The organism is Acinetobacter sp. V89_4 (assembly GCF_029967875.1).
GTDB lineage: Bacteria > Pseudomonadota > Gammaproteobacteria > Pseudomonadales > Moraxellaceae > Acinetobacter > Acinetobacter oleivorans.
The window spans coordinates 728101-754435 of record NZ_JASCAI010000028.1 but is presented as its reverse complement, the minus strand read 5'-3'; the positions used below and the strand labels follow the sequence as shown (position 1 = coordinate 754435).

Sequence of the window (26335 nt, the reverse complement as noted above, 5' to 3'; positions counted from 1 at the left end):
TCTAAAATCATTTGATGTAATTCTATTTTAATGGAATACTTATCTATAATTTTGGAATTAAAGTCTATCGGCAGATGGAAGATATAAATATACGCATTGCGCAGCAAGTACGTGAATTGCGTCTAGCCCGTGGATATACCTTAGATGTTCTTGCAACTCGATGTCAGGTAAGTCGTTCTGCAATTTCGTTAATTGAACGAGGTGAGGCGAGTCCTACAGCTGTTGTCCTTGAAAAGCTGGCAAATGGTTTAAGTGTGCCTTTGACTCAGCTATTTGATATTCCACAAAACAATCAATCACCTCAACCCCTGATTCGGCGTACTCAACAATCAGAATGGAAAGATCCCGAAACAGGTTATATTCGCCGTCAGGTTTCACCGCCAAATTGGAAATCTCCATTTCAAATCGTTGAAATCGAATTCCCACCTAAGTCACGAATTACTTATGAAATTAGTGAAACCTCCAAGGTGGTACAACAGCAACTCTGGGTGGTTGAAGGAGAAATTGATATTCAATTAGGTGATTCCTCTTATGCTTTAAGCACAGGGGATTGCTTGGCAATGCAACTCAACCAGCCCGTCATATACAGCAATAATTCATCTCAAGTCGCTCGCTATATTTTAGTCGTCTCTAATCAACTTGTTTCTGTCGTTAAGGAATCTTTATGACCTATTCCCTCAATTCTAATTTTCGTTTAATTGATTGTAATGAAGCAGAATATTCTGGGGCTATATTAGAGATTCTGAATGAGGCAATCATCAATTCTACCGCTCTATATGACTATTTACCGCGCTCTGAAGAATCGATGAAAAACTGGTTTTCAGTGAAACGAGAAAATGGTTTTCCAGTGATTGGTATTATTGATGAAACAAACAAGTTATTAGGTTTTGCGAGCTGGGGAACTTTCAGGGCTTTTCCTGCCTATAAATATACTGTTGAACATAGTATTTATATTCATCATGAGCATCGTGGTTGTGGGCTAAGCAAAATTTTAATGCAAGAGTTGATTAAGCGTGCTCAAGAGGCTGAGCTACATGTATTGATAGGCTGTATTGATGCGACCAATCAGGCAAGCATTGGTTTACATGAAAAAATGGGCTTTATCCATGCGGGTACTTTTAAACAAGTCGGGTTTAAGTTTGGACAATGGTTGGATGCCGCTTTTTATCAGTTAAATTTAAATACGCCACAGCAGCCAGTTGATGGGTAAATCATAAAGCTCAAATCTCAAGTTTAAGAAAATAGCCCAGTTTGTGATGAAATAAAAACAGGGCTATAGAGCCTAAATTATAAAACACCGAGTTGTTCTAATCCTTTATAAGCAATTTCTTTTCGAATAGAACTGGGAATTCCTTTTTTCATTTCTAAATTGAGCGAGAATGCCACAATTTCTCCTTGTGGTTGAACGACCCAGCCGGTTAACCAGCCAACTTGTGGTTCAACATCCCATCCCCAACCACTTTTAGCATAAATTTTACGTCCATTTTTTTCTTCTATGAACACCATTGATTGGACTTGTTCTTGTACATTTTTACTAAATGGAAGAGTTTTATTAGCTAATTCATAAGCAAATTGGGTTTCTTGCTCAGGTGTAATTTTAAGTGGGCCGACAAGCCAAAAATTATCTACTTTTGAACCAATGTCCGCATTACCGAAACCAATACGTTTTACCTCTTTAGACATAAGATCAAGTCCAATACGACGAGCTAGTTCTTGATAAACTGGAATAGCAGAAGCTTTCATTGCATCGCCTAGAGTCATGTCCTTTTCCCAATCAGGAAACAAACGCTTTTGCCCGTCCCATTTAAATACTTCGGTTGTCGTTGCTTTATGATGTTCAAGTCCAATTAAAGCATTTAACATTTTAAAGGTAGAGGCGGGAACATATTCGGTTGATGCTCTTTTAAGATCATTGCCATAAATTTCTTCGGTTTGCCCACGCTTAATCACTAAAACTCCTGTGGTCTGTGCCTGATCAAACAGAGATTTAATTTCTTCTGAATTTTTATTGGCGGAAATAACGTGTATTTGATGTTGTTTTACCGTGTTAGAAGAGCAGGCAGATAAAAATAGAGTAGCTGTCGCAACGACAAGGACTTTTTTATACATAATTCTGACTAAGTTTAATTTGAAGTGTTATTAATTAATTTAACTTGAATAGAGCTATCTCTAGATAGGTAAAATGTAAGCTATTTAGCGAGATCTACATGTCGGTAGTATCTTTAAAGTTCTCAAAAGATACAGCGGAAGTAAAGGAATACACATAACGTTGCTAAGTAAATAAGACTTTATTTGACTAAATACGTTCTTTTTCAAAGAGCTTTTCGCTCAAATAAAGCAAAAAATTTAAAATCTGATTGAAGTGGCACTTGATAAACCTGATACAGCACTCATTAATAAGAAAGCATGTTTGTTTTTATCGAGTTAAAATCAAATGTACTCCAGTATTGCAGACTCTTATTGATCCGATAGTATTGTTAATTTTTTAGAAATTAGACAAAACAATCAGAGTTAAGAGAAATGCTTAATCCTTATGTGAAACTTAGATAGGGTTAGGTCAAATAAAACTGCAATGAATTTTCTTTTTGAGATAGATAAAGTTTTACATGAATTTACTTCTTATTGTAGTTCTGGGCGCGATTGTTGAAATTGCCGTATGGATTGGCGTAGCACAGTTCATCAGTGGATGGTACGTGTTCTTTTGGTTCATTATTGCTTTCTTTATTGGTTTGGGGCTTATTCGCAGAAGTACTGCTGGTATTATGCCTCAATTACAGCAAATGCAGATGACAGGCCAGCTAGGTAGTGACCCAACTGTAACTAAAAAACTTGCTTATGCTTTTGCAGGTTTCTTATTAATGTTACCAGGTCTTGTATCTGATGTTTTGGCTGTTTTAATTTTGATTCCTGGTGTTCAAACTGCATTTCGTAACATAGCGATGAGAACTCTTGCAAAACGCCAACAAGCCATGATGAATAAAATGATGGGTGGTATGGGCGGTAATGCTTCAGGACAAAATCCATTTGCTGATTTAATGCGTCAAATGCAAGATATGCAGAATCAGCAAGGTGGTGGTCAAGGCCAATACCATGATTCAAACGTCATTGATGGCGAAGCGCGAGATGTTACGCCAAACCACAAAAAAATTGAGCATAAAAATAAAGATTAATAAGTAATTATGTTATGAAAAAGCTTAAACCTTATGGGTTTAAGCTTTTTTTATTTCTAAAATTATTATTGATTCCGAGAAACCGAAGTAGATGAATCACTATTGTCTATTTCTAATTTAGTTTCTTCTTGTGGTTTCGGCTGTGGTTGATACTTATTTGAAGGTAGAGCGGTTTGCTTGTTTTCAGATTGTTGATAACCTCGACCTCGGTTTGCTCTTTCGCGAAAGCCACCTTTATTAATCAGCTGTGTATGAGACATGCATTTGCCTAAAATGTGAGATTATTCGCTTATTTTAGCAAATTTGGCAAAATATCAAAATAAGAAAAATAGTGCCAAGAAAATAATATTTAACTTATCTTTTTGTATTTTAATAATATTTTTTAATTGACTCAATTGTTCATTCAGATTGAATTATCTTTTCATTTCACATAGGATAAATATAAAGGATGTATAAATTAAAAATGCAGCAAACCTATTAAAAAAACAACGGTTGAAATGAGGGAAGGAGGGTTACCTATGCTATATCAATACCATTGTGCGTGTTGCGACAAAGTTGTGGCATCAACTGATAAATCATGTCCATATTGTGGTTCGCAACATATTCGAAGCCCGTATGGTTTGTGGATGTTTTGTGTGATGGCTTGTCTAGCAGTTGTCGTTGTATTTAAAGTTGTCCATATTTATGTCCAGAACCATCAAGATACTCCGACGCAGTCAACATTACTTGATGTATTAAATCAGGATGATAAAACCACAAGACAATAAATTTTGATCAGAGCTACAAATGATATGGCATCAAGGATGGTTGCTAGAAGAGTAAACCCTGCATATTATGAAATTTGAACTGTAAAAAAAGCCCGCTCATTGGCGGGCTTTTTTATGACTTTATCTTAGAGGCCAGCAGCATCTTTAAGAGCTTCAACTTTATCAGTTTTTTCCCATGTAAATGCAGTATCTGATCCTTCGCGACCAAAGTGGCCATAAGCCGCAGTTTGTTTATACATTGGCTGAATAAGATCCAGCATACGAGTAATACCAAACGGTCTTAAATCGAAATGATCACGTACAAGTTGAATAATCAACTCATCAGAAACTTTTGCTGTACCAAATGTATTAATTGAAATTGAAGTAGGTTCTGCTACACCAATTGCGTAACTCACCTGAATTTCACATTTATCAGCAAGACCAGCTGCTACAATATTTTTTGCAACATAACGGCCTGCATATGCAGCAGAACGGTCAACTTTAGATGGATCTTTACCAGAGAAAGCACCACCGCCGTGACGAGCCATACCACCGTATGTATCAACAATAATTTTACGACCTGTTAAACCACAGTCACCTACAGGGCCGCCAATAACGAACATACCTGTTGGGTTAATGTGGAATTTAGTCGCAGCGTGGAACATTTCCGCAGGAATGATCGGCTTGATAATTTCTTCAATAACAGCTTCTTTAAGCTGGCTTTGAGTAATTTCAGGATCATGTTGAGTAGACAAAACAACTGCATCTAGACGTACAGGCTTGCCATTTTCATATGCAAAAGTAACTTGGCTTTTTGCATCTGGGCGTAACCACGGAAGTGTGCCTGAGCGACGAAGTTCAGCTTGACGTTCCATTAAACGGTGAGCATAAGAAATTGGAGCAGGCATTAAAACATCTGTTTCACGGCTTGCATAACCGAACATTAAACCTTGGTCACCGGCACCTTGATCTTCAGGTTTTTGACGGTCTACACCTTGTGCAATCTCTGGTGATTGTTTACCAATCATATTGATTACAGCACATGTTGATCCATCAAAGCCAAGATCAGAGTGGTGGTATCCAATACCGTTAACAGTATTACGAACAACAGCTTCAACATCAATATTAGCAGTCGTTGTTACTTCACCAGCAAGTACAACAGCGCCTGTTTTTACCAGTGTTTCACATGCAACACGTGCGTATGGGTCTTCTTTTAAGATTGCATCCAAAATAGCGTCGCTAATTTGGTCGGCCATTTTATCGGGATGACCTTCGCTTACAGATTCCGAGGTAAAAACAGCGTACTCGCGCATGAAAGTCCTATCTTGGTTATTTCAAAAGACATAATATGTTACATCGACTTGAGCTTAAGGACCAGTTCATACTGACCAAAAAGCATGAATTTGTTTCATTTATACTGTGTTTTAATTGATAAGTGTATTAGTAAAATTGATATAAAGAATGTTTATTTAAAGTATTGGTATTTTAATAACAAGTTATTAGAGTACTTTTTAGACATATGAATTAACAAAAAGATTATGTCTTATTAAGTAGGATTTTAAAGAAAAGAAACATGATCGACCTAGATAGAGATTTCAAAATATTTTATCTATATATCAAAGTCTAATATAACGGTCTGTTCGTATAGGGAAGCAGTATTTAAAAAAATGAGTACTGTTTTGTATAACTTAAAGGCCCAAATGATTTTTGTGTAACCAAGAAACGGTTAAAAATAAAGAAATATACTATGTTGGGGTTTACCCTCAGCCTTTTTTTTAAGACAATATAGCGGCATTGAATTGTTATTCATCTTCTTCTTTTCATCAATCTATTAAAATTGGATTCTGATCTTATGACGACCCCTTTAAACGAACGTCGTATTGCAAATGCAATTCGTGTATTGGCAATGGATGCTGTGCAACAGGCAAACTCAGGGCATCCTGGTGCTCCAATGGGGATGGCAGATATTGCTGACGTCGTCTGGCGCGAGTTTTTAAATCACAACCCAACTAACCCACAATGGGCAAACCGCGACCGTTTCGTTTTATCAAACGGCCATGGTTCAATGTTGCAATATGCTTTGCTTCATTTAACAGGTTATGATCTTTCAATTGAAGATTTAAAACAGTTCCGTCAATTACATTCAAAAACTCCTGGTCACCCTGAATATGGTTATGCACCAGGTATCGAAACTACGACTGGTCCTTTAGGCCAAGGTATTGCAAACGCTGTTGGTTTTGCATTGGCAGAAAAGACTTTAGCTGCTCAGTTCAATAAAGATGATTTAAAAGTAGTTGATCACTTTACTTATTGTTTCTTGGGCGATGGCTGTTTAATGGAAGGTATTTCTCACGAAGTATGTTCTTTAGCAGGTACTTTACAGCTTGGTAAATTGATTGCTTATTATGATGACAATGGCATTTCAATTGATGGTGAAGTAGAAGGCTGGTTCAGCGATGATACAGAAGAGCGTTTTAAAGCCTATGGTTGGCAAGTTCTTCGTGTAGATGGGCATGATGCTGATGCGATTCGTCAAGCAACAATCGAAGCAAAAGCTGAAACTCAAAAACCAACAATCATTATGTGTAAAACGATTATTGGTTTAGGTTCACCAAATAAGCAAGGTAAAGAAGACTGCCATGGTGCGCCATTAGGTAAAGATGAGATTACTTTAACTCGTGAAGCATTAGGCTGGAAAGAAGAAGCATTCGTTATTCCTGCCGATGTATATGCTGCATGGGACGCGAAAGCAAAAGGTACTGAATCTGAAGCAGCTTGGGATGCGGTATTTGCACAATATCAAGCAAAATATCCAACTGAAGCAGCTGAGTTACTTCGTCGTATTAGCGGTGATTTACCAGCAGAATTTGCAGCGCAAGCAGATGCATTCATTCGTGAAACAAATGCGAAAGGCGAAACCATCGCAACACGTAAAGCGAGCCAGAACACATTACAAGCATTTGGTCCTTTATTGCCTGAATTACTAGGTGGTTCTGCTGACTTAGCTGGTTCTAACTTAACGCTTTGGAAAGGTTGCCAAGGCATTCAAGAAAACCCAGCTGGTAACTACGTATATTATGGCGTACGTGAGTTCGGTATGACTGCAATTGCGAATGGCGTTGCATTGCATGGTGGTTTTGTTCCTTACGTTGCAACATTCTTAATGTTTATGGAATATGCGCGTAATGCAGTACGTATGTCTGCATTGATGAAGCAACGTGTAATTCATGTTTATACACATGACTCAATTGGTCTAGGTGAAGATGGTCCAACTCACCAACCAATCGAACAAATTGCTTCTTTACGTGGTACACCGAACCTAAATACATGGCGTCCTGCTGATACTGTAGAAACTGCCACTGCGTGGAAATCTGCTCTAGAGCGTAAAGATGGTCCTACAGCACTTATTTTCTCTCGTCAAAACTTACCATTCCAAGCACGTTCTGAAGAACAAATTCAAAATGTTGCAAAAGGTGGTTACGTTCTTGCTCAAGAAAAAGGCGAATTGAAAGCAATCATTATTGCAACTGGTTCTGAAATTTCTTTAGCAATGGAAGCTTATGCTCAACTTGACGGTGTGCGTGTAGTTTCTATGCCATGTGCAGAAGAGTTTATGAAACAAGACGCTGCATATCGTGAAGCTGTATTACCAGCTCATATCCGTGCACGTGTTGCAGTTGAAGCAGCTCATGTTGACTACTGGTGGAAGTTTGTTGGTCTTGATGGCAAAGTAATTGGTATGACAACTTATGGTGAATCTGCACCAGCAAAAGACTTGTTCCAATTCTTTGGTATTACAACTGAAGCTGTTGTTGCAGCGGTAAAAGAATTAACTGCTTAAATATTAAAGTAGTGTAAAAAGCGCTCCATTAGGAGCGCTTTTTTATATTTGAAAGCTTAAATATTAAGTTCGGTTTGAATATTGATTTGAGACGTCAGTAATTTATGGATAGGGCAGTTTTCAGCAACTTTTAATAAGCGCTTGTGTTGATCTTCCGTGAATTCACCTTTGAGTGTGATTTTGCGTTCAATATTATTTTGGCCTTTCTCTGGTTCACCATTTGGGTTTAATGCTAAGTCCACTTGAACATGATCAATCTTAATACCTTTAAGATTCGCATACATCTCTAATGTGATGGTAGTGCAAGCACCTAAAGCAGACAGTAAGATTTGAACTGGGTTTGGTGCAGTATCTTGCCCACCTTTATCAGTTGGTTCATCAGCAAACCATTGGTGACCTGAAGGATCAGTAAGCGTTACTCGATATGGAGTGGAAGTACTTTGTGCTTGAGCAGTATTAGCCATGTTTTACCTTATTATTAATCAAAAATCGAAGTAAAAACGAATTAATTTAAGAGTCCAGACACGGTACGATAGTACCTATAGTTTATAATATTGTTTTTAAATAATAACTGTAACGCTTTTATTGTTGCATGGATGAAACATATCGTTTTATAAAGAATAGTGAATTAAATTACTTGATGTATACACTAACGACTATATCAATAAAGGATACGAAAAATGCATCTTAAAACATTAAGCTTCGGTTTGGCAGTAGCATTAGCTAGTTCAGTTACTTTAGCTGCACCAGTCGACTACAAAATTGATCCAACACATACAGCTACTGTTTTCTCGTGGAATCACTTTGGTTTCTCTACTCCAAGCGCTAACTTCTCGGATATCCAAGGTGTAATTAAAGTTGATAATGCTAAACCAGCAAACTCATCTGTTAATGTGACTATCCCTTTAAGCAGTGTAAATACAAACGTTCCTGCTTTGGATAAAGAGTTCCAAGAAGAAGCTTGGTTTAATGCAGCTAAATATCCAAACATTACTTTTAAAAGTACTAAAGTTGAAACCAAAGACAAAAAGCACTTTAAAATTACTGGTGACTTAACTGTTAAAGGTGTAACGAAGCCTGTTGTACTTGACGCTGTTTTAAACAAGCAAGGCGAACACCCAATGGCAAAAGTTCCAGCGATTGGTTTCAATGCTACAACTTCATTCAAGCGCTCTGATTTTGGTCTTGGAAACTATGTGCCGAATGTTGGTGATAAGATCACTGTAAACATTACGACTGAAGCAAAAGTTGATAAAAAATAATTAAACTTAAAAGTCTTAAAGAGCTTATGAAAGTTATATAAATCAGCGGCTAGTAAGGACTTGTAAGTTTAGGGCTGCATATCTAAAATTTTAGATGTGCAGCATAATTCATAATCTCTTATATCTTTATTTACAGTTTCTATTTTTTCTTTCTCATTCTAATTTTTTGTACATTTCTATTTATTAAGTATCTAGCAAAATATTTAAAGATTGCTTTTTTAAACCAGCTAACCTGTTGTTGATACTTTGCGTAAAAATCATCGGGACTATCAAAGACACCGAAATCCTGATTTATTCCTTTATCCTGAATAAAAGTATTGTTAAGGTCCCATTCGATAGGGGGATTAGCAAAATTATCGGTAAAAACACCAAACCCACAAAAGGTTCTAGTCTGTGTCTGATTTAACCTTTGCAATTGCTTTAAGTATAGTCTATCTAGAATCACACCCTCTAAAATATACCAATTATTATTTAAATTAACCTCTACCCAACTATGTAAAATATTTTGAGGTGATAATTTATACCAGATGCCATCGATAGCACCTTTTTGTAATTCTTTATCAATAGTGAAACCCTGTATACGATTCGGAATTCCAACAGCTCTTAACAGAGTCATGAGTAGGGTAGCTTTTGTATTACATTGGCCATAACCATCACTTAAAACAGTCGAGGCTTTGATAGAGTCGCTTGCGTTGTACCCAAATTCGATTTCATCTCTAACATAGTTATAGATGCTTTTGACTTTGTCCACATCACTTAAATAATTCCAATTCTTTTCACTAATTAAATTTGTTATGGACGGATGATTAAAATTTAAGAGTTCGGTCTCTTTTAGATAATTTTCCATTTATTAAGGTCTCATTCTAAAGTAATCCTATTTAAAACTATGGAGTAACTCTAGGGTCAAGAATGAAATTAAATATATAAATAGGATTAAAGTTGTTTTTATTTAAATGATTATTTAGATCAAACAAAAAAATATAATGGTTATCTAAATAGATTCTTTTTTATCGGGATCTATAAATACTAAAGGGACTGAAGGATCAATATTCCTTTTTTCAGATTTTTCTCTGAGGAATTGGTAAGTAGGAACCTTCATTTTTGCTTGATCACGCAATTTCTTCTTAATATAAAGAACAAGAGCAAAACATGTTGTTGCGACAGTAAGCATCATACCATTCATATAGCTCATGATTGAACTTACATAACCGATGGTCGTTAATCGGTGCATCATACGTTCAACCTGAGTACTACTTTCAATTCCAGTAATTGCCCAGCTACATAAATGTTCGCAGTTGTTAATAATGAGATGATAGTGATTTTCATGCATGCGTGAACGCATACGACGCACGACTGCTTTTCCTTTATAGCGTGGCGTGTCATAAGAGCGAACGTGAATTTTTTTGCCATGCGAGAATGCATCTATTGAGGTGATCTCAATCGGACGTTTTTTGATGAAATGCGCTAAGCCAGAATAATGGATAACTCGACCTCTCCCAGCATATATACCGTGATGGCTATAGCCGAGATGCTTTACGATGAGATGAGCCCCTAGAGGGTAGCGTTTATTCGATTGCTGCATGCTTACGCTGATCCAATAAAGTGTAAATGGCTTTTATTGAAAAGCTGCCAACCATTATAACCAATATCAGCAATGTAAGTGTATTGATTACGTCGAATGAATGAGTTTGGCACATACCCAATCTATTTGTCTTTATTGTATATAATTTAAAGATTTCATATGAAGGAAAAATGTCATGCTTGGTGGTACTAGATGAAATGGTTGGTGTGGTGCTTAACGATATATGGTCTTTTGATTCAGTCTGTCTATGCCATAGAACATCAGCAAGTTAAAACGGCGGAGGGCGATCAATATGATGTGATTGCAATTAGCAATTTAAAACAGTTGCGTTTGTTTCTTAAGAATTCCAATAATCAACAGTATTACAAAAGCTTTAATAATATTCAGAAAAATTTAAAGCAATGTGAGCGTCTTTCTTTTGCAATGAATGCAGGGATGTTTCATCGCGGATTTTCTCCAGTAGGGCTGTATGTTGAACAAGCTAAAGTAATTCAGCCATTAAATGAAAATAAAGGATTGGGAAATTTCTTTTTACAGCCGAATGGTGTGCTAGGTTGGAATAAAAAACAGGCCTTTATTTTAACAACGCAGCAATATAGTCGACGCGATTTCAATGTTGAGTATGCGACACAATCTGGCCCAATGTTAGTTATTGATGGGAAGATCAACTCCCTTTTCTTACCAGACTCTCAATCGAATAAAATTCGTAATGGTGTTGGTATTCGAAATAATAAGCTCTACTTTGTAATATCGAAAAATAGCGTGAGTTTCTATAGATTTGCTCAGTTCTTTCAAATAAACCTTAAGGTAGAGCAGGCTTTATATCTCGATGGTTCTATTTCTAGTTTATATATTCAAAAAAACAAGCGTAATGATCAATTGTTTGAAATGGGGCCAATAGTTGGTTCGGTTGATCAGACAGATTGCCAAATAAAGTGAAATATAAAAAAGCCAGTACAAGACTGGCTTTTTTATTAGTGAATAGATGGTTTTTGAGTGAGTTCATTTAACTCTTTTCGGCTATAACCACGGGAAATAAGAACTTTTTTTATTCCCTTAATGACATCTTCATCTGTTGCTAGTGCAAGAGCACTTAGAAGTTGTTCATTTGTTTTACATGAGCAGTCATTTTCAACACAAGCAGTTTGGTTTTTATGCTCGTTATGCTGTTGATCTGCTAAGAACAGCTTTTGCCAAAAACTCATAGAGCCTTCATATACAACCTAACATAGCTCGAAATATAGCCAATTTAAAATAAAATACAAGTCTCTATAAGTGATAAATCCACCAATTGAACTCTAGAATTTTCGATAGGAATGCTCGAGTTAAACGAAATTATGACGAATAGATGACTTGATATTTTTTGAAAATTTAAATACTTAACTAATAAATTGTTAAAAAATAAGGAGGTACAAAATCTCCTTATTTAAAACTTTACAATGAAAGATTTTGTTTAAATCTTCTCAAGTAATACACCTGACTCAACATGATGTGTATAAGGGAATTGATCGAACAATGCAAACTTAGTAATACGGTGAGTTAAACCTAATGTTTTTAAGTTTTCATGCAATGTATCTGGGTTGCATGAAATGTAAATAATACGTTCAAAACCCTGTAATAATTTCAAAGTTTCATCATCAATCCCTGCACGTGGAGGATCAACAAATACGGTATCAAAGTCATAGCTCTGAATATCAATATTTGCTTCTTGTAGACGGCGGAATTCGCGCTCACCTTGATAAGCTTGAGTGAATTCTTCAGCTGAAAGACGGGCTACTTGAATATTATCGATCTGATTTTGTTCGATGTTCCATTGAGCAGCATAAACAGAGGATTTTGCAAGTTCTGTTGCCAAAACGCGTTCAAACTTTAAAGAAAGTGGAAGAGTAAAGTTACCGTTACCACAGTAAAGCTCTAATAAATGTTTTTTCGATCCTTCTGCCGCATCACATGCCCATTGCAGCATTTTTTTGCAAACCTGTGCATTTGGCTGAGTAAAGCTACTTTCAATTTGTTTGTATTTAAATGAACGGTTTAAAAGTTCAAATTCTTCAACGACGAAATCATCGCCAATAATAATTTTCTGGCCACGACTGCGGCCCATAATTTTAATGTCTAATTTCTCAGCAAGCGCTTTAGCTGCCTGTTCCCATTCTTGATCTAGTTTACGGTGATAAATTAAGGTAACTAACATTTCTCCGCTAAGTGTAGCGAGGAAATCAGCTTCGAATATACGGTTAGAAAGTTTGGGTTCCGCTTTGAGTTCTTCCAAAAGTTTTGGCATTAAATCATTAATGCTTTGGTCCGCAATAGGAAACTCATCAATGCGTACAACTGTTTTTTGCTTGTCATCATCGTTACGTTCAAACATGGCATAGAACATGTCATTTTCTGTATGCCAGATACGAAACTCAGCACGCATGCGGAAATGTTGTTCAGGTGACTCAAACACTTCTAATGTAGGTGGAGTAAATTCAGAAAATTGGGCAGTAATGCGGTCAATTTTAGTTTGAAGTTGTTGATGATAAGAAGAGGTCATAGACAAAGAAAATTTAGACAGAATCAAATAGTGAATGGTATCAAAAAAAACGGGGTTACAGGAGCCAATTTTAGCTAGATATCAATAAGCAAGACTAACGTTAAAATTAAGGATGTTTCAAAACGCGATTAATAAAATCTGCTTTTATTGTTCTATATTGATCATGATCTAAATGGCTACACTCTAATTTTAATTGGTTATATTCGTTGACCAATAGTGGTGAGTCTATAAGCTTATTTCTAAATGTTAAGAAAAATGTGAATACTGAATCTGTTACTACAATTTGAAATGCCACATCATCGTTGTTGAGTGATTCGAGCATACAAATCTCATCTGTCCTTAGTGTATTTTGCTTCTCTATAAAATTAAGTGTTTTTAATTGAGCTATTGCGAATTCAAATTGATCAGGTTCAACTTCAACATAAATATCTAGATCACCTTTTGAAATTGCATTAGGTATTGCAGATGAACCAATGTGCTCAATTTTGGCAAAGGGCAGAAGTATGGAAATATCTTTTTTATACATATTAAAAAGTTGAACGCATCTTTGTTGATATTGTTCTGGTTCTAAAAAGACCATTATGAAAATCCCAATTTGATAAAATTTATATATTAAAGAATAGATTACTTTATTAAATAAAAAAGCCCAAATACTGAGATTTGGGCTTTTTTAGAAAAATTATCGATTAATCAGTCATTGTCATTAAGCTTGCGTTACCACCAGCTGCAGCTGTATTCACACTAATCGCACGTTCAATTACTAAACGTTCAAGTGGAATATTCTCATTTGGCTCAACGTGTGTAATACCAACAATTGCACCAGAACGTTTAGCAACTTCTTGCTGTAATGAGAAGATTTCTTCACGGTTACCATGGTGTAAAACTGCATCAAAATCATCTGATGTGATGTTTTTAACCGTAGTAATTGCTGCAAGCACATCTTTTGGCAAAGTTTGTTTGTATTTTGCCAATAATGGACTATTAGGCATTACTGCTGCTTGGCTACCCACTGCAAAAATTGCGAGCAACTGATGCAATTGATTTTGTTCAGTGTCTGCAATTGAAAGCACACGATGGCGCGGTAAAATAATATATTGGTTACTTTCCCCAGTAGGGCCTTGTAACTCATAGAATTTACCCACACCAAATGGTTCAATTTCACGATTTGCTTGCGGTAAATGCTGTTTCGCCCAATTTTGTAAGCTCTGATAAACCTCACGGTTAAAGCCTTCAAAAGCAGTTTGCTCATTCTTCATGGCAAATGGTGTTGCCAGTACTTTGTTTGAACAGTGCTGCATTAAGCGGTACATATATAGCGGACCACCAGCTTTTGGACCTGTACCAGATAGACCTTCACCACCGAATGGTTGTACACCAACTACAGCACCGACAATATTACGGTTGATATAGAGGTTGCCAACTTCAGCATGCTGAATGACGGTTTGGATAGTTTCATCAATACGGGTATGTAGACCCATTGTTAAACCATAACCTTTGGCATTAATACGTGAGATGAGTTGTTCGAGTTCACCATACTTATAAGTAATGATGTGTAAAACTGGACCAAAGACTTCACGTTGCAAATCATCAAGATTAGGTAACTCAATTGCCGTTGGTACAACAAAAGTTCCTTTATCTAATTCATTCTGGCTTGTTGCACCAAACATCAACTGATGTACAGGGTAGCCTTTAGATTTCATTTTTTGGATGTGCTGGTCAATCGTCTGCTTTGCTTCGTCATCAATAACAGGACCAATGTCAGTTTTTAAAATTGCAGGGTTACCTACGATCAACTGTTGCATTGCACCTTTAAGCATTTTAATAACACTTGCAGCGCTGTCTTCTTGCACACATAAAATACGTAAAGCAGAGCAACGTTGACCCGCGCTATCAAAAGCGGAACTTACAACATCGAGTACGACTTGTTCAGTTAATGCTGATGAATCCACAATCATTGCATTTTGACCGCCAGTCTCTGCAATGAGAGGAATAGATTGACCATTATCAGATAAACGTTTCGCAACAGTTTTCTGTAAAATTTTGGCAACTTCAGTCGAGCCAGTAAACATAATGCCATCGATACGACTATCTTGGCTAAGCTGTGCACCCACTGTTTCACCACGGCCAGGAAGTAGCTGTACAGCACCATGTGGAATACCAGCTTCCCATAAAATCTGAACGGCTTGAGCTGCGATTAATGGCGTTTGTTCAGCAGGTTTAGCAATAACACAGTTACCACTCACTAATGCGGCAGCAATTTGACCAGAGAAAATTGCAAGAGGGAAGTTCCATGGGCTAATACAAAGTACTGTACCTAAAGGTTCAATCACTGTATTTGAAGGAAGATTCTCAACTTGAGTTGCGTAGTAACGTAAGAAATCTACAGCTTCACGAACTTCTGCAATCGCATTTGCAGAAGTTTTACCACTTTCACGGCAAAGCAAAACCATCAATTCTTGAATGCGGCTTTCCATGAGGTCTGCTGCACGTTTTAAGTATTGAGCACGTTGTTCTTTAGGCGTGTTTGACCATTCAGATTGAGCTTGTTCTGCTGCATTAAGTGCAATTTCGACATGCTTAAGATCAGCTTCTTGCACATGTCCAACAATTTCATCATTTTGTGCTGGGTTTGTAATTGCAACAGAATGACCTTGCTCTAATGAATCGTTATTTGCCAATAATGGGTGGCTTTGCCAAATACGGTTACGGAGCTGTTGAGCTGTGCTATCTAAAGCTTCAAGTGGAGCATCATTTGCTAAATCATAACCTTTAGAGTTTTTACGGAGTGATCCATACATATCCAAAGGTAGTGGAATAGATGGATGTTTTAAACCAACTGAACCTTCAAGCTTAGCTGCATGACGAATGTCGTAAATTGGAGACTGGATAAGATCTTCAACTTTAAGTGTTTTGTCTGCAATACGGTTAACGAATGAAGTATTCGCGCCATTTTCAAGTAAACGACGGACTAAATAAGCTAACAACGTTTCATGGTTACCAACAGGAGCATAAATACGGCATGGCACGCCTAATTTATTTTGCTCGCGTGGACCAACAACTTGTTCATAAAGCGGTTCACCCATGCCATGTAAGCATTGGAATTCATATTGACCCGCATAATATTTGCTCGGATCAGCTAACTGATAGATCGTTGCCAATGTTTGAGCATTATGAGTTGCAAATTGAGGATAGATGAAATCTGGCGCAGCAAGTAATTTTTTAGCACAAGCGATATAAGATAAATCTGTATGTACTTTACGTGTGAAGACAGGGTAGTCATCCATACCTTCGATTTGTGCTTTCTTAATTTCGCTATCCCAATACGCACCTTTCACAAGGCGGATCATTAGGCGCTTTTGGCTGCGTTTAGCAAGGTCAATAATATAATCAACCACGAAGAAACAGCGCTTTTGGTAAGCCTGAATAACGAAGCCAATGCCTTTCCAGTTTGCAAGTTCTGGCTCGAAACAAAGACGTTCAAGTAACTCAAGCGAAATTTCTAAGCGTTCTGATTCTTCTGCATCAATATTTAAACCAATATTGTAATTTTTAGCTAAAAGAGCGAGTTCAAATACTTTGCCGTAAAGTTCTTGATGAACACGTTCAATTTGCGCACGTTGATAGCGAGGGTGTAAAGCAGAAAGCTTGATTGAAATACCCGGGCCATCATAAACACCTTTACCATTCGATGCTTTACCAATTGCATGAATGGCTTGCGTATAATCGTTAAAGTAACGTTCAGCATCATGTTCGGTTAATGCTGCTTCACCCAGCATGTCGTACGAATAGCGAAAACCTTTGTCTTCGAGTACTTTCGCATGGTCTACAGCTTCTTCAATGGTTTCACCAGTTACAAACTGCTCACCCATCATACGCATTGCAACGTCAACAGCTTTACGAATAATACCACGTCCACTACGTGCTAAAAGGCCAGTAAGTACACTTGAAAGACTGGTTTGCTTTGGAGTTTCCATAAGCTTACCAGTTAACATGAGGCCCCATGCCGCAGCATTTACAAACATTAAGCTGCTTTGGCCAACGTGTTCTTTCCAGTTACCTTGATTGATCTTATCTCGAATAAGCAAATCACGTGTTGCTGAGTCTGGAATACGAAGCAAAGCTTCAGCAAGACACATGAGTGCCACGCCTTCTTGTGAAGAAAGAGAGAATTCTTGTAATAATCCTTGAACAATACCTGCTTTACCCGAAGAAGTCTTACGTTCTCGTAAATTATTAGCAAGATTAAAAGCAAGGTCATAAATTTTATGATCTAAATCATCAGATACCGCAGCAGCTTGTAATAGCTCTTCTACAGCTTCTGGTTCAGCACGTCGCCAAGCTGTATTGATGCGTTTTTCAAACTCACTTTTATCGTTGAATTCGGTGATATAGCCTTGGTGAGATTTATCCATTTGATGAAAAGTATCCATTGTGTTCATATCTGTTTCCGCCAACCGACTCTCGTACAAAGATCTTGAGTAGAGAGGTTTAGATAATTTATCATTACAGAAGAAACACCGAATAACTCACTATATTTAGCCCATTTTTTAGAGGAAAATTCAGATGAATGGCCCAATATTAAGCCTTGATCGCACTGATTTAAAAATTTTGGATATTCTTCAAACAGATGGGCGTATTTCTAACAGTAAATTAGCCGAACTTGTGAATTTATCTCCAACTGCTGTGATGGCCCGAGTTCAAAAGCTGACAAAAGATGATTTCATTTTGGGTTATGAAGCAAAATTAAATCCAGTCAAATTAAATGCAAATTTTTTGGTGTTTGTTGAAGTATTACTAGATAAAACCACACCTAATGTTCTAGATGAGTTTATTGATGCTGTGGTTCACTATCCGGAAATTGTTGAGTGTCATATGGTGAGTGGAGGGTTTGATTTTTTAATTAAATTACGAAGTGGCAGTATGGAAGAATTTAGACGTATTGCGGGGCAGGTGCTATGGCAGTTACCGGGCGTGAAAGAAACTCGCAGTTATCCAGTAATGCAGGTAGTCAAAGATACTTCAAAAATTAAAATTAAAACCAAAAATAAATAAAGGGGCTAAAGCCCCTTTATTTATTTCAATGATTTATACGCTTTCTTTGTAGAGTTTATCTGCTTCTTCAAAGCGTCCAGTTACAGTCGTATTTGGCGCTTTAGTTAAAAGACTCACTACAATGATGCTGATAAATGCAAGGATAAAGCCCGGAATGATTTCGTAAACACCTGTGCTTGCGAAAAGATTTTTCCAACCAATAACCACAACTGCACCAACGATCATACCAGCTAATGCACCTTGTAAATTCATACGTTTCCAGAACAATGACAAGATGATAAGTGGACCAAACGCTGCGCCGAAACCAGCCCATGCATAAGCAACAAGACCAAGAACCTTGCTATCAGGGTTGCCTGCAAGAATAATTGCAAGAACAGCAATAACAAGAACCATGACACGGCCAACCCATACAAGTTCTTTTTGAGATGCATTTTTACGAAGGAAACCTTTGTATAAATCTTCAGTTAAAGCACTTGAACATACTAAAAGTTGACAGCTTAACGTGCTCATAACAGCAGCTAAAATTGCAGCCAAAATGATACCCACAATCCATGGATTGAATAAGATTTTAGTCAATTCCATAAATACAGTTTCAGGGTTTTTGCTTACAACTCCTGCTAATTCAGGATGTAGTTCAAAGTAAGCAATACCGAAGAAACCAGCACCGACAGCACCACCTAAACACAAGATCATCCAAGTCATACCAATACGACGAGCAGCAGGAATAGATTTTACTGAGTCAGCTGCCATGAAACGTACAAGGATGTGTGGTTGACCAAAGTAACCAAGACCCCAAGCCATGGAGGATAAAACTGCTACCACACCAAAATCTGAGATGAGATTAAATGCATGCGGGCGTGCAGTTTCAATGAGGGTAACAAAATGAGTTGTGTCCCCGATCGCAAGGTAAGTCACGATTGGTGTCAAAATCAGGGCAAAAATCATCAATCCAGCTTGGAATGTATCAGTCCAGCTAATTGCTAAGAATCCACCGATACAAACATAACTGATGGTTGCAATAGCACTGAGCCAAATAGCTGTGTTGTAAGACATGCCGAATAGATTTTCAAATAAACGGGCACCCGCTACCATGCCTGAAGCACAGTAAATAGCGAAGAAAACCAAGATGATAACGGCAGAGAAAATACGAAGTACTTTTTTCTGGTCATCAAAACGGCTTGTAAAATAATCTGGCAAAGTTAATGCATTGTTTTGAATTTCAGTATGAACGCGTAATCGACCAGCAACCAGTAGCCAGTTAAGCCAAGCACCGATAATAAGACCAATTGCAATCCACGCTTCAGATAGACCAGAAAGATAAATTGCTCCTGGTAAACCCATGAGTAGCCAACCACTCATGTCTGATGCGCCTGCGGATAACGCAGTAACGAAACTGCCTAAACTACGACCACCGAGAATATAATCTGAGAAGTCGCTTGTAGCACGGTAGGCAAATAAGCCAATAAGTACCATTGCTACGATGTACACCATAAACATGATGAGGGTGGGATCAAAATAACTCATGATGGATGTGTGTCCTTATATCCATAATCCGTGATTGTAACCTAATCCAGGTCGCTGTTTTCTTGTACGGCATTCAAGAGGTTGAGATTCAACCACAAAAGATTTTTTTTGCTCTGTTATTTTTATATTGTACTTTTGTATCTTTGTGTAAGTTAAAATAAGCGGGTTTTTAAAGAGAAAAATTATAATATTAATCATTAACTTATAATTTTTTAATATTTATTTTTTTAAGATTTTATGGAAAATAAAAATATTTTTAAAAAAATAACTCTAAATTTGGTTACAACGGGCTTAAGTGATAAAGTTTTATTGAGCAAAATTAGAACAATGTTAAAAAATTTTATCTAAAAAATAGTAATTTTTATTCAAATTAAATTTATTTAGTCCTTAAAAATAGCAATTAATTGGTTAAATTCTCAAAAAGTTCATGCATTCCTTGAGTCGCTGGCATCTTTAATAATTCGTATTGTTGAGGAACACGTCCATGATCTGCTTGGGGATCTATATAGTAAGCTTTACATGGTGCTACAATTTCATGCACTAAACCCGCAACCGGATATACGCTTAATGTGGAGCCGATTACAATAAAAATATCTGCACTTTGCACGACTCTAATTGCTTCTTCATAAGCAGGTACAGCTTCACCAAACCAAACAACATGTGGACGAAGGGGATAACCATCTGGACACAGGTCATGTTCTAAATCTAATTTCCAACCGTTAATGTCGTAAAACTGAGTTGTAAATTGTGCATTTGGGCCAGAACTCTTTGCTAAACGAATGTTCCCATGCAAATGTAAAACTTTGGTACTTCCAGCACGTTCATGTAAATCATCAATATTTTGAGTAATAACCTGAACGTCAAAATAGTCTTGTAACTTTGCAATATATTGATGAGCTGAATTGGGTTGAGATTCTAAAATATTTTTACGTCGTTCATTGTAAAAGCGTTGAACTAGAGCAGGGTTCTTTTGCCATGCTTCAGGTGTGGCAACTTGTTGGATGTCGTAATTTTCCCATAGACCATTACTGTCACGAAAAGTGCTAATTCCACTTTCGGCACTCATGCCAGCGCCAGAGAATACAACAAGCTTTGTCATAGAAGTCACCGATTCGTAAATCTGAATTTGAATAGATAAAGAAAAAACCAGTTTAAGATTAAACTGGTTTTTATTAAATATGAAAAGCTATAGCTATCTTTTATAAGCCAGCTTCATATTCTGCATTTGTTAAAAGTTTTTCAACATCTGCAATGTTGTCTGGTTTGATTTTATAAATCCAACCTTTACCATATGGATCATCATTTACAAAATCAGGATCATCTTCAAGGTCAGTATTTACTTCTACTACAGTGCCTGAAACAGGAGCATGGATATCAGAAGCAGTTTTTACTGATTCAACCACACCAGCTTGTTCGCCAGCAGTAACTTTACTCCCAACTTCTGGAGTTTCAACGTAAACCAAATCGCCAAGTTCATCTTGTGCATGATCGGTAATCCCTGTAATAACAAGATCACCCTCAATCTTTACCCACTCATGTGTACGTGCATACTTCAGTTCTGAAGGATGATTCATGGTAACTCCTTAAGCTTGTGTCCAATAGTTTTAAAAATTATAAGTATGGGTCTTTACGCCAGTTGCTCGGGCTGCGGCCGCTCCAGCGTTTAAAAGCACGGCTAAAGTTTGCAACGTCCGAATAGCCAAGTTCATCAGCAATTTGTTCAAGACTATAATCTGTACGTGAAAGTAAAGATGTTGCATGTCGATAACGTACTTCATCAACTAACGTTGAAAATGATGTTCCTTCCGCTGCTAATTGACGTTTGAGTGTTCGATCAGACATATGTAGACATTCAGCTACATTTTCGATGCTTAAATAATGTTGTTCAGAATTACTTAAAATATCACGAACTCGCATTGCTAAACGACGGCGTTCACCTAAAGCGGATAGTTCAGCTTCGCACTGATTAATAGCAACTTGACTTGCGATAGGGTCAGCATTAACCAATTTAATTCCTAAATATTTTTTATCAAAACTTGAAATTAAATGAGGTTGGTTAAAGCGAATTGTGCTGCTTAGCTTATTTCTATATTTGTCAAAACCTTCTGGTTCTGGGAAATCTAAATCTACATCACCAGCTAAATCTTCAATACCAGTAATCGCTTTGGCCATGCTCATGATACCAATGGTTAAACCTAAAACGATTTCTGTACGTAAAGGTTCAAGTTCAATATCACACTGTAATTGTAAGGTTGCTTTAGGCCCAAAAGTTGAAAAATATAATTGTAAAAAGGGTAAGCGTAGCTGAATAAAGCGAGCCGCAAGAGCAATTGCTTCAGTAATATCTTTGGCTGTCATAATTGCATAGCCAATGAAGCCATGAATTGAAATACGCATTTGAGTACCAAGATGGTAACCCAACGTAGTTTCGCCAGTTAAATTAAGAGCGTGTTTTACTAGTTCATTTGCTACTGGTGTAGAAATACGATAGTCAGGGTCAGCCAGTTGCTCGCTGGTAAGATGAAATGGAGCAAATAATGTTTCGTCGTTGTATCCCCAACGTGAAACAACATCTAATAGCAATAAGCCATAGACACCCGGAATACCCTGATCTTGACGAGCTGAGGTAATTTTCATATGCGTTCCATTGCTCTCATCAATTTTTCACATGCATTTCTTACACATCTTGTCATGAAATATAATCTGAGTTTATAAAAACTGTTAGACAATCATATCAACCATTTTTAAACATTTTTTTTAAAGACAACAATTTTTGTTGTTGAAATAAGTAAAACATCCCCGTGTTGATTTAAGGCTTGCGTAACGTAACTAACAATACCACGATCTAATTTTGTTTTGGATGGTGTGATAGCTGAAATTTCAGCTTCAACATGAATTCTGTCACCAGGTCGGGTGGGGCGTGGCCATCGTAGGCTAGATTCGGAACCTATGAGGCCGCCATGAATTGGCATGCATTCTGTCCATAAACGCATAGTGATGGCTGACGTATGCCAACCACTGGCAGCAATCCCCTGAAAAATAGGGTCATGCTTAGCTTGCTCTTCATCTGTGTGAAATGTTTGAGGGTCATAGGAATTTGCAAATTTTTTGATTTCATCTAAGGTGATTTCATATTCACGGCTAATGAAACGATCACCAATTTTCAAATCTTCTAAATAAAGCATTAATCTTGACCCTGTAAAACTTTTTGTTCAAACAGGAAGCCGCCTGTTTGGCGTTTCCATAATTGTGCATATATTCCATTTTGAGCAATTAACTCTTCATGTGTTCCTTGCTCAGCAATTCGACCTTCATCAAGAACAATTAAACGGTCCATTTGTGCAATAGTAGATAATCGGTGTGCAATTGCAATAACCGTTTTATCAACCATCAGGTCATTTAAACTGGATTGAATTGCTGCTTCAACTTCTGAATCTAGTGCACTGGTTGCTTCATCTAAAATGAGAATAGGTGCATCTTTTAAGAATACACGTGCGATAGCAATACGTTGTCTTTGACCACCAGAAAGTTTTACACCACGTTCACCGACTTGGGCGTGGTATCCATTACGACCTTTTAAATCAACCAATTGAGGTATAAATTCGGCTGCTTTTGCTTTATTTACAGCATTCTCCATCTCGGCATCAGATGCATCTGGACGGCCATATTTAATATTTTCAGCCACTGAGCGATGTAATAAAGATGTATCTTGGGTTACTAATGCAATATTTGCTCTAAGACTATCTTGAGTCACATTTTCAATATTTTGGCCATCAATTAAAATTTCACCGTCTTTAAGATGATAAAAATGTAAAAGTAGTTGGATTAGAGTGGATTTACCTGCACCTGAACGCCCAACAATACCAATCTTTTCACCTGCTTTGATATGTAAATTGAAGTGATCAATTACATTTTTATTGTTATAAGCAAAACTTACATCTTTAAATACAATCTCACCTTTAGCAACTTCAAGAGTTTTTGCATCTGGTTTGTCTTGAATATTGATTTTTTTACCTAATGTTTGCATACCATCTTGAATGGTTCCGACATTTTCAAATAACGCGGACATATGCCACATCATAAATTCAGCCATACTATTCAGCTTTAAAATCATGGCAGTAGTCGCTGCAATGACACCTAATGCTGCTAAACCTTGAGTCCATAGCCAAACTGAAGTGCCAATAACGCCAATAAATAAAACAGCAGATAGCATGTTGATACTTATTTCAAAAAGAGTGCCTAAACGCATCTGAGCATAGACTGTTGTCATAAACTCTTTCATTGATGCTTTGGCATATTGGCTCTCACGTCCCGCATGAGCAAACAACTTAACAGTTTGAATATTGGTGTAAGCATCGGTAATGCGGCCAGTCATCACTGCTCTGGCATCAGCTTGTTGCTGTGAAACTTTACTTAAACGGGGGATAAAGAACCATGCACTTAAGAGAAATAAAGTTAACCAAACTAAAAGTGGTATTAACAAAATAGGGGAAATAGCCCCAAGGACAATGCTAACCGTAATAAAGTAAATAGCGACATAAGCCAACATGTCGCCCAAAATAATCCAGAATTCACGGATTGCCAGAGCAGTTTGCATCACTTTTGCGGAAAGCCTTCCAGCAAAGTCGTTATGGAAAAAATCTAAGCTTTGTTTCAATAAAAGATTATGAAACCGCCAACGCAAACGCATTGGAAAAGTACTATATAAAATCTGGTGTTTAATAATAGATTGAATATTTACGAAGAAGATATTGGCAAATAAAACTCCGATTAAAAGCAATAGATCAGTTGCATGTTGACTCAAAAAACTTTCAGGATGACTCTTACTTAACCAATCTACGAGTTGTCCAATCTTTGAAAAAAGTAAGGCTTCAAAGCTTGCAGCACCTGCTGTAAAAAGAATAAGTAATAATAAGTAAGGGCGTAAGCCTTCCGTCGCTTGCCAAATAAATGGAAAAAAACGAGTTGGTAAAGGTTCATCCAGACCTTTTGTTGGGTAGGGATCTACAAGTTTTTCAAACCACTTCAGCATGAATTACTACCTTTAAGACAAAAGCCACTTAATTAAGTCTTTGCAATTAAATTTACAAGAAAGTCAGTCAGATCAATATCACTTAGTTTTCGATCTTTTGAGTATGTGTAAATACATAGAACTGATTACGTTGTACGTCATTCATTAGTACATGACGTAAAATTTGGATACCTGAAGAAATCTTCAAGAATGTCGCGAGGACTTAAAAAATTACGATTTATTATATCGGGATTAATAGATAAAGTGGTGAAGGAATTTATTCTTTAAGTATTTTTTCTTAATATTTTGAACATTTGTTAAATTAATATTTTTAACCTAAATCAAAAAAGGCCCTTAGATTTGCATCATAAAGGCCCTTGTATGTATTACCACATTAAATCATCAGGAATAACATACGCTGCATAAGGATCTTCTTCATCAGTGGCTTGTTCATTTTTCTCAGCATTATTCATTAAAATGAAACCTTGCATTTTTTGATCGATTTTTTCAGCTAAAGCTTTTGGCAAATAAGCGTATTGATCTTGATCTTTAGCAATCACTAAGCTACCGCTAACAAGTGCATTATATACTTGCTGAGAAATATATACCTTCTTGATCTTACCCTCATCAATAAATTGATAAACACTATCACCATCAGTATTTGAAATTTTATGATGTTTAATCATTTGAATGATTGATGCTTTGAGGGCTTTTTCCTCAAGTTGTTGTTGTTTTTCTAAGTTTAAAGCCTGATCTTTAGCTAACTTTTCTTGTTGAGCTTTTTCAATATTCGCTTTGATTGCTGGTTCATCACTTTGACCGATACGTTGCTCATGGTGAGCTTGTTTTGTTAGTTTTTTTGCTTTTTTATTATCCACTAACCCAGCTTTCAGTAGCTGTGCTTGTAAGGCATTTTTAACCATGACTTAATCCTTATGTGAAGTTGAAGGGCTATAGAGATAAACTACCCAGTAAGAAATACTTAAGACTAAGCTTAAAGTTGCTGGCAATAAAAATGCTTGTAACTTTAAATACGGATGTACGAGCGCTGCGAGAATCCCACCAAGCAGAAAACCTGTAAAAATAAGTAAGTGTAAAGCAATACGTCGGTTTTCTACTGGTAAGCCTCTGGCTTTATATCCGAGTGCTAAACCAATATCTGTTAAAACTCCAGATAGATGGGTAGTTCGAATAATGGTTCCTTTATAATGGCTTACCATCGCATTTTGTAAGCCCATCGCTGTACAAGCCCATAATAATCCATAGCGTGGAAAATAAGGAAGTAATAGCCAACAAAGAAAAATGAATAAGGCAACGAGACTCAAAGGTAATCCATAGCGACGACCTAATCGAAAATGGCTGCTGCCTAAAATAAAACCACTATAAAATGAACCGCATACATAACAAATAATTACCAGAAGCAAGAAAATGATATGTTCTGGCTGCCACTCTACCAAACTCATAGCTAGCATACTAACGTTGCCAGTCATATGTGAAATAGATTGATGCAAAAGGGTAATTAACCCTAATACATTAATCATTCCGGCATTGAATGCCAGTAAAAAGGCTCCGAGTTGGAACCAGTTTGGTAGACGTTGAAATGGCATG

General features: G+C 36.9%; 26 protein-coding genes. 8 read left to right on the top strand and 18 right to left on the bottom strand.

Going from position 1 to position 26335, the window contains the following annotated elements; genetic code table 11:
* Positions 1 to 74: 74 nt before the first annotated feature.
* Together QLG01_RS15185 and QLG01_RS15180 are read left to right on the top strand one after the other, a co-directional pair.
* Complete coding sequence (locus QLG01_RS15185; RefSeq protein WP_282496857.1) at positions 75 to 668, top strand: XRE family transcriptional regulator; 594 nt, start codon at positions 75 to 77, stop codon at positions 666 to 668.
* Positions 665 to 1210 carry a GNAT family N-acetyltransferase gene (locus QLG01_RS15180; protein ID WP_013198115.1) on the top strand — a complete coding sequence of 182 codons (546 nt, stop codon included), beginning with the start codon at positions 665 to 667 and terminating at the stop codon, positions 1208 to 1210. The genes QLG01_RS15185 and QLG01_RS15180 overlap by 4 nt, the downstream gene beginning before the upstream one ends.
* 77 nt (positions 1211 to 1287) lie before the next feature.
* On the opposite strand, the gene blaOXA is transcribed toward QLG01_RS15180, so the two are convergent.
* Positions 1288 to 2109, bottom strand: coding sequence for an OXA-213 family carbapenem-hydrolyzing class D beta-lactamase (gene blaOXA / locus QLG01_RS15175; RefSeq protein WP_282496856.1), 822 nt, complete (start codon positions 2107 to 2109; stop codon positions 1288 to 1290).
* A gap of 497 nt (positions 2110 to 2606) precedes the next feature.
* Here blaOXA and QLG01_RS15170 point away from each other — a divergent pair, with 497 nt between their 5' ends.
* A complete protein-coding gene (locus QLG01_RS15170; protein WP_111853744.1) occupies positions 2607 to 3170 on the top strand; it encodes an FxsA family protein in 564 nt (187 codons plus the stop codon).
* 65 nt (positions 3171 to 3235) lie between these two features.
* Here QLG01_RS15170 and QLG01_RS15165 read toward each other — a convergent pair whose 3' ends face one another.
* Positions 3236 to 3430: a hypothetical protein gene (locus QLG01_RS15165; protein WP_282496855.1), complete on the bottom strand. Its 195-nt coding sequence runs from the start codon at positions 3428 to 3430 to the stop codon at positions 3236 to 3238.
* Between the two features lie 258 nt (positions 3431 to 3688).
* On the opposite strand from QLG01_RS15165, the gene QLG01_RS15160 reads away from it, so the two are divergent.
* Entirely contained in the window at positions 3689 to 3937 is a 249-nt protein-coding gene (locus QLG01_RS15160) for a hypothetical protein (RefSeq protein ID WP_005304620.1), read from the top strand.
* Between the two features lie 125 nt (positions 3938 to 4062).
* On the opposite strand, the gene metK is transcribed toward QLG01_RS15160, so the two are convergent.
* Positions 4063 to 5229 carry a methionine adenosyltransferase gene (metK, locus tag QLG01_RS15155; RefSeq protein ID WP_004792802.1) on the bottom strand — a complete coding sequence of 389 codons (1167 nt, stop codon included), beginning with the start codon at positions 5227 to 5229 and terminating at the stop codon, positions 4063 to 4065.
* Positions 5230 to 5768: 539 nt separating this feature from the next.
* Between metK and tkt the strand changes: the two genes are divergently transcribed.
* Positions 5769 to 7757: a transketolase gene (tkt, locus tag QLG01_RS15150; RefSeq protein ID WP_013198111.1), complete on the top strand. Its 1989-nt coding sequence runs from the start codon at positions 5769 to 5771 to the stop codon at positions 7755 to 7757.
* Between the two features lie 56 nt (positions 7758 to 7813).
* On the opposite strand, the gene QLG01_RS15145 is transcribed toward tkt, so the two are convergent.
* Positions 7814 to 8221 carry an OsmC family protein gene (locus QLG01_RS15145; RefSeq protein WP_107880108.1) on the bottom strand — a complete coding sequence of 136 codons (408 nt, stop codon included), beginning with the start codon at positions 8219 to 8221 and terminating at the stop codon, positions 7814 to 7816.
* A gap of 216 nt (positions 8222 to 8437) precedes the next feature.
* On the opposite strand from QLG01_RS15145, the gene QLG01_RS15140 reads away from it, so the two are divergent.
* A complete protein-coding gene (locus QLG01_RS15140; protein WP_005041161.1) occupies positions 8438 to 9019 on the top strand; it encodes a YceI family protein in 582 nt (193 codons plus the stop codon).
* 139 nt (positions 9020 to 9158) lie between these two features.
* Here the strand turns inward: QLG01_RS15140 and QLG01_RS15135 are convergent, their stop codons facing one another.
* Positions 9159 to 9866 carry a transglutaminase-like domain-containing protein gene (locus QLG01_RS15135; RefSeq protein WP_282496854.1) on the bottom strand — a complete coding sequence of 236 codons (708 nt, stop codon included), beginning with the start codon at positions 9864 to 9866 and terminating at the stop codon, positions 9159 to 9161.
* Between the two features lie 144 nt (positions 9867 to 10010).
* The gene (locus QLG01_RS15130; RefSeq protein ID WP_005304641.1) at positions 10011 to 10601 is read right to left on the bottom strand and encodes a lecithin retinol acyltransferase family protein; all 591 of its coding nucleotides are present in this window, start codon (positions 10599 to 10601) and stop codon (positions 10011 to 10013) included.
* A gap of 192 nt (positions 10602 to 10793) precedes the next feature.
* Between QLG01_RS15130 and QLG01_RS15125 the strand changes: the two genes are divergently transcribed.
* On the top strand, positions 10794 to 11540 hold the full coding sequence (locus QLG01_RS15125; RefSeq protein WP_282496853.1) for a phosphodiester glycosidase family protein: 747 nt from the start codon (positions 10794 to 10796) through the stop codon (positions 11538 to 11540).
* 35 nt (positions 11541 to 11575) lie between these two features.
* On the opposite strand, the gene QLG01_RS15120 is transcribed toward QLG01_RS15125, so the two are convergent.
* The 4 genes from QLG01_RS15120 to putA form a co-directional block, all read right to left on the bottom strand.
* The gene (locus tag QLG01_RS15120; RefSeq protein ID WP_003651412.1) at positions 11576 to 11806 is read right to left on the bottom strand and encodes a hypothetical protein; all 231 of its coding nucleotides are present in this window, start codon (positions 11804 to 11806) and stop codon (positions 11576 to 11578) included.
* 248 nt (positions 11807 to 12054) lie between these two features.
* Positions 12055 to 13140: a tRNA (uridine(54)-C5)-methyltransferase TrmA gene (gene trmA / locus QLG01_RS15115; protein ID WP_151987947.1), complete on the bottom strand. Its 1086-nt coding sequence runs from the start codon at positions 13138 to 13140 to the stop codon at positions 12055 to 12057.
* A gap of 106 nt (positions 13141 to 13246) precedes the next feature.
* Entirely contained in the window at positions 13247 to 13720 is a 474-nt protein-coding gene (locus QLG01_RS15110; RefSeq protein WP_151768100.1) for a GrpB family protein, read from the bottom strand.
* Between the two features lie 106 nt (positions 13721 to 13826).
* The gene (gene putA, locus QLG01_RS15105; protein ID WP_282496852.1) at positions 13827 to 17579 is read right to left on the bottom strand and encodes a trifunctional transcriptional regulator/proline dehydrogenase/L-glutamate gamma-semialdehyde dehydrogenase; all 3753 of its coding nucleotides are present in this window, start codon (positions 17577 to 17579) and stop codon (positions 13827 to 13829) included.
* A gap of 124 nt (positions 17580 to 17703) precedes the next feature.
* Here putA and QLG01_RS15100 point away from each other — a divergent pair, with 124 nt between their 5' ends.
* A complete protein-coding gene (locus QLG01_RS15100) occupies positions 17704 to 18192 on the top strand; it encodes an Lrp/AsnC ligand binding domain-containing protein (RefSeq protein WP_005304655.1) in 489 nt (162 codons plus the stop codon).
* Positions 18193 to 18225: 33 nt separating this feature from the next.
* Here QLG01_RS15100 and putP read toward each other — a convergent pair whose 3' ends face one another.
* The 8 genes from putP to QLG01_RS15060 form a co-directional block, all read right to left on the bottom strand.
* A complete protein-coding gene (gene putP / locus QLG01_RS15095; protein ID WP_107880100.1) occupies positions 18226 to 19716 on the bottom strand; it encodes a sodium/proline symporter PutP in 1491 nt (496 codons plus the stop codon).
* A gap of 400 nt (positions 19717 to 20116) precedes the next feature.
* Positions 20117 to 20824, bottom strand: a complete 708-nt coding sequence (locus tag QLG01_RS15090; RefSeq protein ID WP_151828457.1) for a Sir2 family NAD-dependent protein deacetylase — start codon at positions 20822 to 20824, stop codon at positions 20117 to 20119.
* Between the two features lie 91 nt (positions 20825 to 20915).
* Positions 20916 to 21290 (bottom strand): glycine cleavage system protein GcvH, encoded by a 375-nt coding sequence (gene gcvH, locus QLG01_RS15085; protein ID WP_005069578.1) that lies wholly within the window; start codon positions 21288 to 21290, stop codon positions 20916 to 20918.
* A 37-nt stretch (positions 21291 to 21327) separates the two neighbouring features.
* On the bottom strand, positions 21328 to 22353 hold the full coding sequence (locus QLG01_RS15080) for an AraC family transcriptional regulator (RefSeq protein WP_004792780.1): 1026 nt from the start codon (positions 22351 to 22353) through the stop codon (positions 21328 to 21330).
* 107 nt (positions 22354 to 22460) lie between these two features.
* Entirely contained in the window at positions 22461 to 22901 is a 441-nt protein-coding gene (locus QLG01_RS15075) for a MaoC family dehydratase (RefSeq protein ID WP_004792778.1), read from the bottom strand.
* Positions 22901 to 24748 carry an ABC transporter ATP-binding protein gene (locus QLG01_RS15070; protein WP_192454220.1) on the bottom strand — a complete coding sequence of 616 codons (1848 nt, stop codon included), beginning with the start codon at positions 24746 to 24748 and terminating at the stop codon, positions 22901 to 22903. The genes QLG01_RS15075 and QLG01_RS15070 overlap by 1 nt, the downstream gene beginning before the upstream one ends.
* A 365-nt stretch (positions 24749 to 25113) precedes the next feature.
* Positions 25114 to 25650 carry a DUF2058 domain-containing protein gene (locus QLG01_RS15065; protein ID WP_005304667.1) on the bottom strand — a complete coding sequence of 179 codons (537 nt, stop codon included), beginning with the start codon at positions 25648 to 25650 and terminating at the stop codon, positions 25114 to 25116.
* Between the two features lie 3 nt (positions 25651 to 25653).
* On the bottom strand, positions 25654 to 26334 hold the full coding sequence (locus QLG01_RS15060; RefSeq protein ID WP_282496851.1) for a YoaK family protein: 681 nt from the start codon (positions 26332 to 26334) through the stop codon (positions 25654 to 25656).
* Between the last annotated feature and the right edge of the window lies 1 nt (position 26335).